The sequence below is a fragment of the Corynebacterium marambiense genome, assembly GCF_016342275.1.
Lineage (GTDB): Bacteria > Actinomycetota > Actinomycetes > Mycobacteriales > Mycobacteriaceae > Corynebacterium > Corynebacterium marambiense.
On record NZ_JAEIOT010000008.1, the window covers coordinates 24541 to 38223 of the forward strand.

Consider the following 13683-nt stretch of genomic DNA (forward strand, 5'->3'; position numbering starts at 1 on the left):
GAGATGCAGCGGATAAGTATCTGTGTCGATGATCCGACCCCCGTCTACGAGCAGGTTCGCCGCGAGGTGATTCGGCTCGTTACGTCAGGTGACCTGGACGAGGGGGCCAGGCTCCCGCCGGTGCGGCAGCTCGCGCGTGACCTCGGGATCGCCCCGGGGACGGTGGCACGCGCCTACCGGGAGCTAGAAGCCGCCGGAACGGTGACCGCCCGCCGCGGTGCGGGAACCCGGATCGCTGAAGGAGCAGTGGACTCTGTGGCCGGAGGCTCCGGAGACGGACTCGCCGTCGAGACTTCGGCCCTGGTTTCCCGGGCTGTCGAGGCCGGGATCACATTGCCGGAACTCCAACGACGGATTGCCGAGGCGTGGCCAGGGCGATGACCGTCGAGGGTTAGGATTGACGCCTGCTGATCCACCGCCGCCATCAGTTCCAAGGAGAAGATCCCATGGCCGGATACACCCCGGGTGAAACCACCGTGCACACCTCGGTCACCGACATCGGTCGCGTCACCCGTGCACTACGCAAGACATCGCGGCCGGTTGTCCTCGTGCCCACCATGGGTGCCCTCCACGAGGGACACCTGGAGCTCGTCCGTGCCGCGAAATCACTGCCGCGTGCCGTGGTCGTGGTCTCCATCTTCGTCAACCCACTGCAGTTCGGGGATGATGCCGACCTGGACACCTATCCCCGGACGCTGGAGGCGGACGTCGAGAAGCTCCGCGGGGTGGGCGTCGAGCTCGTCTTCGCCCCATCCGTCCGCGAGATGTACCCCAACGGGTTCCGCACCACCGTCTCCGCGGGGCCACTGTCCGGGGAGCTGGAGGGTGCCTCCCGCCCCGGCCACTTCGACGGAGCGCTGACCGTCTGCCTGAAGCTGTTCAACGTGACCAACTGCTCCGACGCGGTGTTCGGCGAGAAGGACTACCAGCAGCTCGTCCTCATGCAGCAGCTCGTCACCGACCTCAACCTTCCCATTCAGCTTCATTCGGTTCCCGTCATCAGGGAGAAGGATGGCCTGGCAATGAGCTCCCGCAACGTGCGGCTCGATAGCACCGCCCGGCAGGCCGCCGTGGCCCTGTCTGCGGCGCTCACCCTGGGTGCGCACTGCGGGGACCGTGGCCCCGGGGCCGTTCTCTCCGGGGCCCGCTCCGTCCTGGAGGCCGTACCGGAGGTTGAGGTCGACTACCTCGAGCTTCGGGACGGCAGGCTGGCGCCGCTGCCGGAGAACTTCGGGGAGGGGGAGGCCCGGCTCCTCGTCGCGGCTCGGGTCGGGGAAGTCCGCTTGCTGGACAATGTCGGGGTCATCCTCGGGGATCTGCAGGCCCGCCAGGAGAAGGAGATCGCGCAGGCGGCGTTGCAGGCCGCGGGGCTCGACGCAGAGCTCACCGATGAGGAAATGGCGGAACTGCGGCGTCTCCGGGACGAGGTCCGGCGCGTCAGGGGTCGGCGGGATTCCACTGAGTGAGAACGTGCGTGATGTCGTCGGGGAACTGGATCGCGGCTGATGGCCGATCCGCACCCTGCGTTCGTGTCGTTCCGGTTAAGAGTGTGATGCCCGCCGCTAGCCCGGTATTCGATTCCGCGTCATCTGGCAGGTGTCTGGGGTCGAGAGTTCGGCCAATGATGAGCTGAGGCTCGGAGTTCGTGGTGTCGAGTGTTTCGGAGGATCCGAGGCGTGCGCGGTCGACGTCACGGTCACGCGAGCGGTCCCTTTCCAGCCAACAGGCGGTGCGTTATGGGTGAGATGTGGGTGAACTCTCCGGACGACGGAATGCTGACAGGCGGATCGATGGAGGGAAGGGCTAGCTGCACTGACCGGAGGTGTTGGTCAATCGTGAGAACGGTGGCTGGTTCCTGTAGGCCGTGTGGGGTCGGTGGTGGTTGCATGTAGTGCAAGGCAGCCCTCAAGCTCACCGTGGCGCTCAGCTTCGGAGGTGTCAGCGGTAGGCGCCCCCGTTGTCCGACAGCACCGGCTCGACGGTGACTCCCCGCTGGTTGAACCGCTTGACGGCCCGAACCAGGATGGCGAGGGCCGTCTCGGCGGTTTCGTCGTCGTGGATCTCGGCGTAGGCACGCGGGAGTGCTCATCTATGACGGTGTGAATGCAGGCCTTGCCCATCAGGGGGTCGTAGTGCTTGTTCCGCGGCTTGCCAAGGGTGGGAGCCCGGTTGCTGCTCATCTTGCTGACGGCCGACGTAGCGCGAGCTGTCTCCGTCGGGGATATGTGGAGGTTCTTCACGTCGAGGTGGAGTCATCGCTCCCGGGGTAGTTGTGCTCGTAGCGACGGGCGGGTTCTCTGGTGGTGCGGTCGACGTGTGAGAGCTGGTGGAGGTGGGCGTCGGCCAGGATGCGGTGGACCGTAGCAGAGGCGGTGCCGGACAGGTGGGGACGCTGGACGGGTCCTTCGCACAGGAGCAGGCGGATGCAGCGTTTCGTGGTGGCCGGGCTTGTTTTGTTCGGGAAGTGGTGTGGTCGTGAGGCGTGGTCGCGCATGGACTGGTCGGCGCGGTAGCGGTCGGCCCAGCGGCTTTTCTGTGGACCGGGAGACGTCGGAGTGGGTGGTAACTACCGCTGATAGGCCCATTCATCAATCCGCCGAGCTGATTCCTCATCGCTGAGGTCCTCGATGCGCGCTATCGCCGACCGCCGGATGCCGAACGGATCGCGGATGCTCCCGTAGCGGTCGCCAGAAACGAAACCCACCACAGCCTCACGCAGCACGGCGCCGCGAGCGGTGGCGGTCTCGATCACGCGGTCACCCGTCCGCGACATAGACACCCAGCGAGAACGCACGTCCTCGGCCCCTGGTACAGCGCAAGCAGGTGATAGAGCCGCCTGCGCGGCACCCAGCTGCAGACGACCACAGTCGAAATCGAGTTCGGCGTGGATGATGGTCTCATCCATTTCGGTGGATCAGCACGTGGGCCATCGATCCGGGGCGGCACTCCGCCCAGGACGTCCTGGCGTTTCCCGCGAGCAACCTTGCCTTTCAAGAAGACGAGGGGTGCTTCTGGGGGCCCACCTCACGATGCTCTACACGAGTCCTGGTCGGGCAGAGCTGGGTGTTGGGCGCATTGCTCCGCCCAGCAGCTGCGCCTATTTTCACCGAGCAGCCCGGCAGCTTGCCGTGATGGGCTCCCTCCCTGTCGCTGCGCCCGAGCTGCATGCGGCAGTGCGGGTGCCATGGGGGTTTCGGCACGCACGGTCAACCTTCTGGACACCAAGTATGTGGGTATGTTGTCCTAGACCATGATCCGTCGGTGGCACCTTCAAGAAGCAGTGGAGTGGGTCAGTGAGAACCCGGATGATGCGTTGGTCGAGATTGCGGTCCGCTACGGGGTCGTTGATCAAGCACATCTGAGTTGGGAAGTACGCCCCCTCCTCGGATTGACCCTTACGGGCTACCGCTTGCGCGCGATCAAGCTGCGTTGATGCCCGGCGAGGCCCAATCAACGACGCCGGATGAAACAGCTGGTAGCGGCCCCTCAGTTTCAACTGGAGTAAATACCCCCACAAAGGGGTGTTTTGGAAAGTATTGCCAGTTTCCTCCGGATCGGTTTACGCTCAATCGTGACTGTGACCGCAATCGTTACCGCACTCGGATCACTTCACAGCCGGGTAACGGCATTTTTAGACCCTGAACAGTGACGGCGCGAAGAAAATGCAGGTCGGTATGTTGTTGATCGGTCACCGGAGTAGAAATTCAGACGCATTGCTACAGCTCACGTGTCAGCTCATCGGCGGCAGCGTGGGTTGACGGAGAGCGGAGACGTGCTTAGATTGAGTTGTGGCGTCCCTGAGGGCGTCAGCAACTGGAAACTTACGCCAGCTCCAGGGCTGGTCCTCTCAAGGAGAACAACATGGATTTCACTGTCATCAAGGAGCAGCTCGGCGACTTCAACACCTTCGTCGACGCGATGGGCAAGCTCGTGGAGAATTTCCCGAAGGTCGTCGAGCACATTGACCTCCTCTTCAAGGGCGATGTCACCACTGCTCTGTCCTCCGGCTTCGACGGAATCAGCAGCAAGTAATTTTCCTCGATCCCGATAAGCTCGGGATCATCCACATATCTCTTTGCTAGGAGCAACAACATGGATTCCTTCTCCACCACGCTGACCTCCCTTTCCACCAACGGTGGCTTCTTCGAGGTTGTCTTCGACTTCCTGAAGCCCTTCTCCGAGGTTGCTTCCGGTGTCAAGTCCCTCCTGGGTCTGGTCTAAGAACCCCGTTCACTTCCCAGTGAAGTGATCTCCCCGGCTGATCGTTGATCGACGGGGAAGGCAGTACCCGGCAACGTGCATCGCACGGAGCCGGGTTTTTGCGTGTCCAGGCATCCGCACATGTGCAGGATCCGGTATTGTCGGGGCTGATGCCCTCGATTCATCCCCCCGTCGGCGTGGTTGTCCCCAGGATTCAACGCGGAGGCACTGTCGCGGCGTTAAACTGGGCTTATGGCTGACACATCCGAGCAGGACCTCCCCGTCGTTGATCTGGCTGCTACAGAGGGTTACATCGTTGACGATTCCGATGACGATGATCCCGTACTCATCCAGCCGAACGGCGCCCCCGTGGAGACATGGCGGGAGAATTACCCGTATGACGAGCGGATGTCCCGGCACGAGTACGAGCACATCAAGCGTGCCCTCCAGATCGAGCTGCTGAAGTGGCAGAATTGGACGAAGGACACCGGGCAGCGGCACATCATCCTCTTCGAAGGGCGTGATGCCGCAGGCAAGGGGGGAACCATCAAGCGGTTCAACGAGCACCTCAACCCCCGTGGCGCCCGCACCGTCGCCCTCGAAAAGCCGTCGCCCCGGGAGTCGACCTCCTGGTACTTCCAGCGCTACATCGAGCACTTCCCGTCCGCGGGTGAGATCGTGTTCTTTGACCGTTCCTGGTACAACCGCTCCGGCGTCGAACGGGTTATGGGTTTCTGCACAGAGTCCCAGCATGCGGAGTTTCTCCGTGAGGTGCCAATGCTGGAGAACATGATCATGGGCTCCGGTATCTCGCTGACCAAGTTCTGGTTCTCGGTCACTCAGAAGGAACAACGCACCCGGTTCGCCATCCGCCAGGTCGACCCCGTCCGACAGTGGAAGCTCTCGCCGATGGACCTCGCCTCCCTGGACAAGTGGCCGGACTACACCCGCGCCAAGGAGGAGCAGTTCCGGTACACGGATACGGATGAGTCGCCGTGGGTCACCATCAAGTCGAATGACAAGAAGCGCGCCCGAATCAATGCGATGCGCTACGTTCTGTCGAAGTTCGAGTACACCGGCAAGGACCATGACCTCGTCGGTGAGCCGGATCCGAAGATCGTTCTCCGCGGGCGGGACCAGATCGGGGACTGAACCCCGACACCGCACCCCGCCCCGGGCTCAGCCCCGGGGCTCGACCGGGTTTCCCTGCCACCGTGTGTGGCCGGGGACCCGGTCTCCGCGTAGGACGAGCGACGCAGGACCGATGGTGGCCCCTTCCCCGAGGGAAGCCGCCGGGAGGATCACGGAATGCGGTCCGAGGACCGCGCCGGCACCGATATTCACCGTGTCGAGACTCATCACCCGATCCTGGAACAGGTGCGTCTGCAGGACACAACCGGGGCCGATTGTCGCGGCGTCCCCGATCTCGACGAGATCAGCCTCGGGGAGCCAGTAGGACTCGATCCAGGTGCCTCGGCCCACGCGGGCGCCGATCGCCCGGAGGAACCACACCAGCGGTTGAGCGCCCTGGTTCGGGTTGAGGAACCACGGAGCCGCTACCGCCTCGACGAATGCGTCCTGGAGCTCGTTGAGCCACACGAAGCGGGACCACAACGGATGCTCACTAGTCCGGATCCTGCCGACGCACAGCCACTTCGCCTCCACGGTGATCGTCGCGGCACCGACACCGGCAGCCATGAGCACGAGTCCACCGGACAGCCCAGCGAGTCCCGCTCCGGCGAGCGGTGCGTCAGGTCGCGTGTACAGCCATTGCAGGGCCAGCAGCGTCCCCGCTACGAGAACACCCGATGTCATGGGGGCGAGCAGTCGCATGGTCTCGACGAGGCCCCGGGCCCGCTTCAGTCGGCTCGTCGGGTGGTAGGTCCGGGCTTCACCGCCGGCGTCCACCGTCACGCGCCGCAGCCGCTCTGGCGGGGAGCCGAGCCAGTTTGATCCGGCGCGCGCCTTCTTCGGTGTCTGGGAGAGCACCGCGACGAGAGAGTTCTTCGCCAGTTTCCGGCCCGCCCCGGCGATGCCGGAGTTGCCGAGGAAACTGCGCTTGCCGATTCTGGTTCTGTCGGCGAGCATCCACCCGCCACCCAGCTCGTAGCCGCCGACCATCGTGTCGTCGGCGAGGAATGCGCCGTCCCGGATCTCCGTGAACGCGGGCACCAGGACGGCCGTCGAGATCTCGGTGTCCGTGCCGACCCGCGCGCCCAGCGCACGAAGCCACAACGGCGTCAGACGCGAGGCGTAGAGCGGGAACAGGTGGGTGCGCGCGGCATCCATGAGGCGCTCCGTGGCCCACAGCTGCCAGCCGATGCGGGAGCGCACCGGATGAACCCCGGTGGCCAGCCTGATCGACATCAGACGGACACCGACGAAGGTGAGCACCACGTTCAGGCCGAAGGCGACGAGTGCGCCGAGCGGTGCGAGCAGCAGCGCCGCAGAGACCGTCCCTACTGTCGTCCCGGCCAGCACCGTCGACAGACACGCCACCACGGCGGCACCCATCCCGACAGAGAGAACCGGCATGAGGCTCAGTGCGAGGGACGTCGCGCCGTAGACGGGCACCCACCACGGACGCCGAGCCGGGTGTTCCTCCGGGAAACGCTGCTTGGCCCGGCCCACCTTCGACGCGGGCGAACCGGCCCAGCGGGCACCGGGCTTCACCTTCTTCTCCCCGGTCACGCATGAGCCGGCTTCGACATGGGCGCCGGCACCGATCACTGACCCGGGCAGCAAGGTGGACCGTGCACCGACCCGGGCGTCCTCCTCGACCGTGATTCGGCCGACGTGGACCGTGTCGCCGTCGACCCACATGCCCGACAGATCGGTCTCCGGCTCGATGCAGCAGTGGTCACCGAGGGTGAGCAGACCCGTGACCGGGGGGAGAGTGTGCAGGTGGACGTCCCGCCCCACGGTCGCGCCGAGCAGACGAGCGTAACTGGTTATCCACGTCGCCCCGGCGATGTCCCGGGCACCACACGCATCCTGGATCCGGTCTGCCGTCCACAGTCGCAGGTGCTCGCGCCCGCCGCGGGGATAGTCGCCAGGGGTGATGCCGCAGGTGAGGACACGGGCGGCGAACGCACCCATCGGAAGTCTGCCTGCCGGGGTCACGAAGACGATGAGCAGGAGAATCACCAGCCACCAGGGTGCGGGCCGAGCCCACCACGCTCCGGCTGCGTCCGCGAGGTTGTTCCCCACGAGCAGCCAGGCCACCCATTGCGCGGCCTGCAACGTCATTACCGGCACCTGTATCAGGTGCTGGATGAGCCTGGTCCGGGCGGACACGGGACGAATGACCCGCTTGTTCCGGCGGGGTCCGGTGCCCGCGCCCGGCTGGGAGTCGAGATGCTGTGCCAGGGCCCCGAGCCGTGGATGATCGTAGAGCTCCCGCACGGAGACAGTGGGGAACCGTTCCCGGATCCGGCCGACCAGCGTCGCCGCGGCGAGGGATGTACCGCCGAGTGCGAAGAAGTCCGCGTCCGGGTCGGCCACGGACGCACCGAGGACATCGACCCAGAGCTCCGCGAGCCAGGCCTCGGTCGGTGTCATGGCGGAGGTGTCGGTCACCGCACCAGGCAGCGGCCACGGGAGCGCGGCCTTGTCCACCTTGCCCGATGTCCGGACGGGAAGTTCCTCGAGCACGCAGAGTCGGGGGACGAGAGCCGCAGGCATGCCCTCCGTGAGGCGAGCCGTCGCGGCCTCCGTGTCGAAGTTCACCGCGTCGTCCTCGCGCGAGAGGTAGGCGACGAGCACCTTCGAGTCGCCGCCCGTGGTCTGCACCACGACGGCGGAGGAACGGACCCCCGGCAGCGCCGCGACGGCGGCCTCGACCTCACCGAGCTCAATCCGGCGACCGCCGATCTTGACCTGGTCGTCGACCCGACCGACGAAATAGAGGCCGTCTTCCTCGAGCCGGACGTGGTCGCCGGAACGGTACGCCCGGGACCAACCCACACTGCGCAGCGGGGCGTATTTCTCCCGGTCCTTCTCCGGGTCGAGGTACCGGGCGAGACCGACGCCACCGATGACGAGTTCACCGACCTGTCCCGGGGCGACCGGGGCGCCGTCTGCGTCGACAACGACGAGATCCCAGCCGTCGAGGGGAAGGCCGATCGAGACGTCACGTCCTGCGTGGAGTCTCGCCGCGCAGGCCACGACGGTGGCCTCAGTCGGGCCGTAGGTGTTCCAGATCTCCCGGTCGCCGCTGTCCAGCCGCTGCACGAGTTCAGCGGGGCACGGCTCACCACCGAAGATGAGCAGGCGGACGTTGTCGAGGGCCTCCGAGGGCCACAGACCGGCGAGGGTCGGAACGGTGGACACGGCGGTGATGTCATGGCTGATGAGCCACGGCCCGAGGTCCATCCCGGAGCGCACCAGCATGCGCGGGGCGGGGACGAGGCAGGCGCCGTGGCCCCAGGCGAGCCACATCTCCTCGCAGGAGGCGTCGAACGCGACCGAGAGTCCGGCGAGAACCCGATCGTCGGGTCCGAGCGGACCGCCGGGAGAATCGACGAGGAACATGCGCGCCTCGGCATCGACGAAGGCGGCGGCGGAGCGGTGCGTGACGGCGACGCCCTTGGGACGGCCGGTGGACCCGGAGGTGAAGATGATCCATGCGTCGTCGTCCGGCCGTGGCGGGCGGGTGTCACCGCCGGGGGTTCGGCGGTGCACCGTCAGTCCGACGTCGGTGACGGTCGCGTTGACGCGGGCCTCCTCGAAGACCATCTCGGCGCGTTCGTCGGGGTCATCGGCATCGACCGGAACGTAGGCGGCGCCGGCGGTGAGGATCGCGAGGATCGTCGTGTAGAGCTCGCTGCCGCCGCTGGGCAGGCGGACGCCGATGCGATCCCTCCGGCGGATGCCGGCGGCGTGGAGGTCGGCCGCCTTCTCGCGAACGACGTCCATGAGCTCGGCGTAGGTGAGAACCTCACCGTCATCGATCGCTGCCGCCTTCGGATGTGCGGCCGCGGTGGCGGCGAGGATGTCTATGAGTGTGCGCCGGGGCGGGGCTTCACCGGCGCGCAGAAACTGCGGTGGTACGGATTTCAGGGACACGGTGCAGCCTGGGCGCTTTCCAGTTGACGGGTGGATGCTAGTCGACGTCGAGGGCGATGATCGCCTTCGCGAGCTTGCGGAGATGCTTGAGCTGCTTCGATGTGGATTCGTCGAGTGCCCGGTCCTCGGCCTCTGTGACGAACTCCCTGAGTTTCTTCTGGGCGGTGCGTCCCTTCTTCGTGGCGGCGACGATCTGCCTGCGCCGGTCCTTCTGGTCGCGTTCGCGCTTGACCCACCCGTGCTTCTCCAGGCTGTCGATCAGTCGGACCATGTCGGAGGCGTCGACCGCGAGGAGGTCGCACAGTGCGGTCTGGCTTGCTGCGGACTCCTCGACGAGGCAGGTGAGGACCCAGTACTCACGGAGCCCGGTATGCTCCTTAGCCAGAGCCACCTCCACCTCGTCGCGGGTGCGCTTGCGGAGACGCTCGAGCTGAAACGAGGGGGACTCGAGAAGAGCTGTGGGAACAAGAGGTGTCGCTGCCATACCATTGATCCTAGCTCTCCAACATGGCGGACGTAAAACGTTGGTGTACATCCATCATTGCGTGTCGCCGTGATCCGACGGTGTTGGTCAGGTACCGGGAATCTCCATGGGTAACTCTGCGGCGCGCCACGCCGACGTGCCGCCGTCGACATTGATCGCGTCGATACCGCGGTGTTCGAGATACTCGCAGACACGGGCAGACCGGCCACCCGAGAGGCAGATGACGTAGAGGTCACGGTCCCGGTCGATCTCGTCGAGTCGACCGACGATCTCACTCATCGGCAGGTTGACCGCGCCGGTCGCGTGACCGTCCGCGAACTCGTCGGGCTCCCGAACATCGACGAGTTGGGCGTCGGACGGAACAGCGGAGGGGAGAACGGTTTTCATGTGTCGATCCTTCGTGTGGGGTGTTAGTTGCTGTCCGGGCGGCACCCAGGGAATCGCCCAGACAGTAGCAGTTTACCTGTGGTCACGGCGCATTCGGTGGACCCACGGACCCGAACGGGGTCGGACTGCCGCGACATCGACGCCAGATACTACAGCGGATGGTCCTGTGTCACGTGGGGTCAATAGACTGAGCTCATGCAGGGAACCCATTCGACGATGTTCAACTTCGGCTGGCCACTCGTGGTGGCCCTCATCGCCCTCGTCATCATCGCCGCCGTCCTGGCTAGGATCGGCCGGACCGAACATGCGCCGATCATTCCCTGGGCGGCGGTCCGCGCGACGGTCCAGCTGCTTGTTCTCGGACTCGTTCTCGACTTCGCGGTGAATCGTGCGTGGGCTGTCGTGCTGTTTCTCACCGCGATCACGCTCACGGCTGCGGAGACCTCCCATGATCGTATCCTGGCGGCCCGTGTCGGCCCGCATGTGCCGCGCAAGTATCGACCCCGACTATCGCTGGGCCGCCGGATCCGGGAGATCCTGATACTCACCGGCCCCGTTGCACTCGCCCCTTTCCTGTTGGTCGGTGCCCTGGTGCTTACCGGGATCCTCGACATGCGTGGGCTCGCGGTGATCCCCGTCGCCGGTATCCTCATTGGGCACGGGATGGCGGTCTCCGCCCTGACTGGCAGGCGCGTACATGAGGAACTCCGCGCCGGGCGGGGCGAGGTCGAGGCCGCACTCTCGCTCGGGTTTACCGACGGCCAAGCGCGGATGCTCGTGGCGGAGCGCGCGGCGAGCGCCGCGCTCGTGCCCACCATCGACACGACCAAGACCGTGGGCATGGTCACGATTCCCGGTGCCTTCGTCGGTATGGTCCTTGGCGGTGCGACCCCGATGGAAGCCGGGATCATGCAGCTCTTCGTGATCATCGCGATCCTCGCGGTCGCCACCGCGGCGCTGACGATCACCGAATACCTCGTGGTGTGGCGCCTGCTCTGACCGGTGGATCGGTGTAGCGAATCACGGCCCGCGCAACGATGGGGTCTGAAGATGGCTCTGTGCTCCTGACGGTCGCCTAGTCTGTGGCCATGCAGTTTATTTCTTGGCTCACGTCTCAAAGCGGCGTATCGCTCCTGGTCTCCCTCGTTGCCTTGTTCGGCGTGGTGTTGACGACATGGTGGCATAACCAGCGTGCAGACAAACGACCTATCGCCGACCAGGCGGACGAGGATAACAGGCGGAGAGCCGACGACGACCGGCGGGAGCGTGAGCGACAGGAAAACTGTGGCGTGATGATCTAGCACGTCAACGCGCCGCCGTAGTCACGTGCATACGGGCCATCAGGGACGCGGAGATCCACTTCCAGAATGTGGTCATGGAAAAGGCATTCGCAGACCCGGCTACCGTCGCTACGGATACCTTCGCGCAACGCGTCCTGGAAACCTGCAAGGCAACCGCTCTCGCCGACTTTTTCCATGTGTGTATGTTGGCTTCCGATGAGTTGGAACGTGAACTCACGCAGCCAAACGTGCGCGGGTGGGCTGTGCGATTGCGCAAGAAGATCGCAATTGAGTACAACGCTTTCGATGCCGAAAAACAACGGGGCGTTGGCCCCTGGATTGAGCGGGCCAATGCGCGGCCAGCCCTGAGCCTCGATGTGCAGAACTGCATGAGTGGGCTCGTGACGTCAGCTTTTGAGCACCTGCACCCATTCCCGACACCCGACGGTGCGTCCGCAATTTACGGCAACGGAATAGCGGGTATGCCGGTTACACCGAAAGCGACTAGGCCAGGTACCCGTGACCACGCGGACGCCCAACGGGTCAGGGAGAACAACGGTGACTAGTGAACAGGTCACCGCCGGAGACGCCGGGACTGCAGTACCGTCACCGCCACCGGTTCCCGCGGCAGACAGGAACTGACGGCTGCTTCCTATCCGTGGTTCCACGACGTTTAACTAGTCGGAGTCCTTGTGTCGGTGGGGCCAGCCCTGTTTACCGCGAGACGGCCGCTCCTTCTTCGGCGGTACCGGGGGCACGGCCGGTGGCTGATCCCCGGCGGCGGACAGCTGCCGGAGCAGTAGCTCCTGCTGCTCGGTCATCCGGCTGATCTGACCCCGGAGCTGGTCGACCTCGCGGCGCATCCCCTTGATCTCCCGGTTAACTGCCTGCTGCTGGTCCTGCAGCGCGGCGGTGTCCTCGTCCTCGACTTGCTGGACCAGCCACGACGCGAATGTGGCGGTGACAACACCGGCGACCGCGATACCACCCAGCATCACGGCGATTCCGATGTACCGGCCTCCGGTGGTCACCGGGGTAATGTCGCCGTACCCGACCGTCGTCACCGTCACTATCGACCACCAGACGGCGTCGAAGAAGGTAGCAATCTGTGAGTCTGGGTTGCCGTGCTCGACGTCGTAGATGGACAGTGCGGATATCAGGATCAGCAGTACCGAGGCGACGCCGGTGTAGGCGGCCACCGTGACCCTTTTGTTCGACGCCGAGAACCGCTGGACCAGGAAGATCACCGGCAGGATCCGCAGCAACCGCAGCGGCCGGAACCAGGGCAGCACCACCAGGAGGAACTCGTGGAAGTGCCGCCAGAACCACCGGGCGCGGTGCTCCGCGAGATACAACCGTGTGACGTAATCCACGATGAACGCCCACCAGGTCAACCACATGCCATACTCGGCGATGCGGGTCCAGCGGGCATCGGCCCTGCCGATGGACGCCCAGATGAACAAAATGAGGAAGATGATGGAGACGATGATCATCGGCCCCTCGACCCGCGCCTCCCACCGCTGCTGCGCGGGTGCATCCTCGGGTATTTCCGGATGGAAGAGCGTGAGGTAGGCGTACTTCAGGCGGGCCGGGAAGGACGCTCCCTGATCCGGGTCCGCTGTGGTCCGGGTGCTCTCGTCTGGGGTGGCGGGCATGACGATCAGTGTGCCATGCCCGGCGAACTAACCCTTGTAGCGCTCGACGGAAGCCTGCAGGATCTTCTCGGCCTCGGCCTTGTCGCCCCAGCCTGCACCCTGAACCTCTTTGCCGGGCTCCAGATCCTTGTAATGGACGAAGAAGTGCTCGATCTCGTCGCGGAGGAAGGAGGAGACGTCGCCGATGTCCTGCAGGTGATCGAAGCGCGGATCATCCAGGACACAGAGCAGTTTGTCGTCGCCGCCGGCCTCATCCGTCATCTTGAACACACCGACGGTGCGGGCCTTGACGATGACACCGGGAAATACGGGCTCGGGCAGGATGACCAGTGCATCCATCGGGTCGCCGTCCTCGCCGAGGGTGTGATCGATGAAGCCGTAGTCGGCCGGATACGCCATCGGGGTGAACAGGTAGCGGTCCAGGTAGACCTTGCCCGTCTCGTGGTCGACCTCGTACTTATTGCGGGAACCCTTGGGGATCTCGATCGTGACTTCGATGCTCATGGCGTGTGTTGCCGTGTTCCTTTCCCTGCCTGCCACCCGACCGCGGAACCTGGGTGCCGTGGGAGGTGACGCAGGATCGACTGCTGTGGATTGAAATCGGGGCCGG

General features: G+C 65.1%; 14 protein-coding genes and 1 pseudogene. 8 read left to right on the forward strand and 7 right to left on the reverse strand.

The window, feature by feature from the left end; genetic code table 11:
* The first annotated feature begins 3 nt into the window (after positions 1-3).
* Entirely contained in the window at positions 4-381 is a 378-nt protein-coding gene (locus tag JDV76_RS08635) for a GntR family transcriptional regulator (RefSeq protein WP_198736499.1), read from the forward strand.
* 65 nt (positions 382-446) lie between these two features.
* Positions 447-1466 (forward strand): pantoate--beta-alanine ligase, encoded by a 1020-nt coding sequence (panC, locus tag JDV76_RS08640; protein WP_198736500.1) that lies wholly within the window; start codon positions 447-449, stop codon positions 1464-1466.
* 337 nt (positions 1467-1803) lie between these two features.
* Here panC and JDV76_RS12630 read toward each other — a convergent pair.
* Both JDV76_RS12630 and JDV76_RS08655 read right to left on the reverse strand, forming a co-directional pair.
* Positions 1804-2539: pseudogene (locus JDV76_RS12630) on the reverse strand (DDE-type integrase/transposase/recombinase); the annotation flags it as partial.
* Between the two features lie 27 nt (positions 2540-2566).
* A complete protein-coding gene (locus JDV76_RS08655; RefSeq protein WP_198736503.1) occupies positions 2567-2905 on the reverse strand; it encodes a VOC family protein in 339 nt (112 codons plus the stop codon).
* A 56-nt stretch (positions 2906-2961) separates the two neighbouring features.
* Here JDV76_RS08655 and JDV76_RS13045 point away from each other — a divergent pair, with 56 nt between their 5' ends.
* From JDV76_RS13045 to ppk2, 4 genes are all read left to right on the forward strand, one after another.
* Positions 2962-3132, forward strand: coding sequence for a hypothetical protein (locus JDV76_RS13045; protein ID WP_418884422.1), 171 nt, complete (start codon positions 2962-2964; stop codon positions 3130-3132).
* A gap of 729 nt (positions 3133-3861) precedes the next feature.
* Positions 3862-4032, forward strand: coding sequence for a PorH family porin (locus JDV76_RS08660; protein WP_198736504.1), 171 nt, complete (start codon positions 3862-3864; stop codon positions 4030-4032).
* Positions 4033-4092: 60 nt separating this feature from the next.
* Positions 4093-4221 carry a hypothetical protein gene (locus JDV76_RS12795; RefSeq protein WP_255520439.1) on the forward strand — a complete coding sequence of 43 codons (129 nt, stop codon included), beginning with the start codon at positions 4093-4095 and terminating at the stop codon, positions 4219-4221.
* A 231-nt stretch (positions 4222-4452) separates the two neighbouring features.
* Positions 4453-5352, forward strand: coding sequence for a polyphosphate kinase 2 (gene ppk2, locus JDV76_RS08665; RefSeq protein WP_198736505.1), 900 nt, complete (start codon positions 4453-4455; stop codon positions 5350-5352).
* 27 nt (positions 5353-5379) lie between these two features.
* Here the strand turns inward: ppk2 and JDV76_RS08670 are convergent, their stop codons facing one another.
* The 3 genes from JDV76_RS08670 to JDV76_RS08680 all read right to left on the reverse strand — a co-directional run bounded on the left by JDV76_RS08670 (position 5380) and on the right by JDV76_RS08680 (position 10138).
* A complete protein-coding gene (locus JDV76_RS08670) occupies positions 5380-9267 on the reverse strand; it encodes a Pls/PosA family non-ribosomal peptide synthetase (RefSeq protein WP_198736506.1) in 3888 nt (1295 codons plus the stop codon).
* A gap of 37 nt (positions 9268-9304) precedes the next feature.
* Positions 9305-9751 carry a MarR family winged helix-turn-helix transcriptional regulator gene (locus JDV76_RS08675; protein ID WP_198736507.1) on the reverse strand — a complete coding sequence of 149 codons (447 nt, stop codon included), beginning with the start codon at positions 9749-9751 and terminating at the stop codon, positions 9305-9307.
* A gap of 87 nt (positions 9752-9838) precedes the next feature.
* Positions 9839-10138, reverse strand: coding sequence for a rhodanese-like domain-containing protein (locus tag JDV76_RS08680; RefSeq protein WP_198736508.1), 300 nt, complete (start codon positions 10136-10138; stop codon positions 9839-9841).
* 195 nt (positions 10139-10333) lie between these two features.
* On the opposite strand from JDV76_RS08680, the gene JDV76_RS08685 reads away from it, so the two are divergent.
* Together JDV76_RS08685 and JDV76_RS08690 are read left to right on the forward strand one after the other, a co-directional pair.
* A complete protein-coding gene (locus tag JDV76_RS08685) occupies positions 10334-11137 on the forward strand; it encodes an ABC transporter permease (protein ID WP_198736509.1) in 804 nt (267 codons plus the stop codon).
* A 376-nt stretch (positions 11138-11513) separates the two neighbouring features.
* Entirely contained in the window at positions 11514-11984 is a 471-nt protein-coding gene (locus JDV76_RS08690) for a hypothetical protein (RefSeq protein WP_198736510.1), read from the forward strand.
* 111 nt (positions 11985-12095) lie between these two features.
* On the opposite strand, the gene JDV76_RS08695 is transcribed toward JDV76_RS08690, so the two are convergent.
* Both JDV76_RS08695 and JDV76_RS08700 read right to left on the reverse strand, forming a co-directional pair.
* Positions 12096-13073 carry a potassium channel family protein gene (locus tag JDV76_RS08695; RefSeq protein WP_198736511.1) on the reverse strand — a complete coding sequence of 326 codons (978 nt, stop codon included), beginning with the start codon at positions 13071-13073 and terminating at the stop codon, positions 12096-12098.
* 27 nt (positions 13074-13100) lie between these two features.
* Positions 13101-13577, reverse strand: a complete 477-nt coding sequence (locus JDV76_RS08700) for an inorganic diphosphatase (protein ID WP_198736512.1) — start codon at positions 13575-13577, stop codon at positions 13101-13103.
* Between the last annotated feature and the right edge of the window lie 106 nt (positions 13578-13683).

What these genes read in the sequence shown, in the direction of transcription:
- JDV76_RS08635 (WP_198736499.1), top strand. Translation starts at nt 4, where the DNA reads ATGCAGCGGATAAGTATCTGTGTCGATGATCCGACCCCCGTCTACGAG.
- panC (WP_198736500.1), top strand. Translation starts at nt 447, where the DNA reads ATGGCCGGATACACCCCGGGTGAAACCACCGTGCACACCTCGGTCACC.
- JDV76_RS08655 (WP_198736503.1), bottom strand. Translation starts at nt 2,905, where the DNA reads ATGGATGAGACCATCATCCACGCCGAACTCGATTTCGACTGTGGTCGT.
- JDV76_RS08660 (WP_198736504.1), top strand. Translation starts at nt 3,862, where the DNA reads ATGGATTTCACTGTCATCAAGGAGCAGCTCGGCGACTTCAACACCTTC.
- JDV76_RS12795 (WP_255520439.1), top strand. Translation starts at nt 4,093, where the DNA reads ATGGATTCCTTCTCCACCACGCTGACCTCCCTTTCCACCAACGGTGGC.
- ppk2 (WP_198736505.1), top strand. Translation starts at nt 4,453, where the DNA reads ATGGCTGACACATCCGAGCAGGACCTCCCCGTCGTTGATCTGGCTGCT.
- JDV76_RS08675 (WP_198736507.1), bottom strand. Translation starts at nt 9,751, where the DNA reads ATGGCAGCGACACCTCTTGTTCCCACAGCTCTTCTCGAGTCCCCCTCG.
- JDV76_RS08680 (WP_198736508.1), bottom strand. Translation starts at nt 10,138, where the DNA reads ATGAAAACCGTTCTCCCCTCCGCTGTTCCGTCCGACGCCCAACTCGTC.
- JDV76_RS08685 (WP_198736509.1), top strand. Translation starts at nt 10,334, where the DNA reads ATGCAGGGAACCCATTCGACGATGTTCAACTTCGGCTGGCCACTCGTG.
- JDV76_RS08690 (WP_198736510.1), top strand. Translation starts at nt 11,514, where the DNA reads ATGGAAAAGGCATTCGCAGACCCGGCTACCGTCGCTACGGATACCTTC.
- JDV76_RS08695 (WP_198736511.1), bottom strand. Translation starts at nt 13,073, where the DNA reads ATGCCCGCCACCCCAGACGAGAGCACCCGGACCACAGCGGACCCGGAT.
- JDV76_RS08700 (WP_198736512.1), bottom strand. Translation starts at nt 13,577, where the DNA reads ATGAGCATCGAAGTCACGATCGAGATCCCCAAGGGTTCCCGCAATAAG.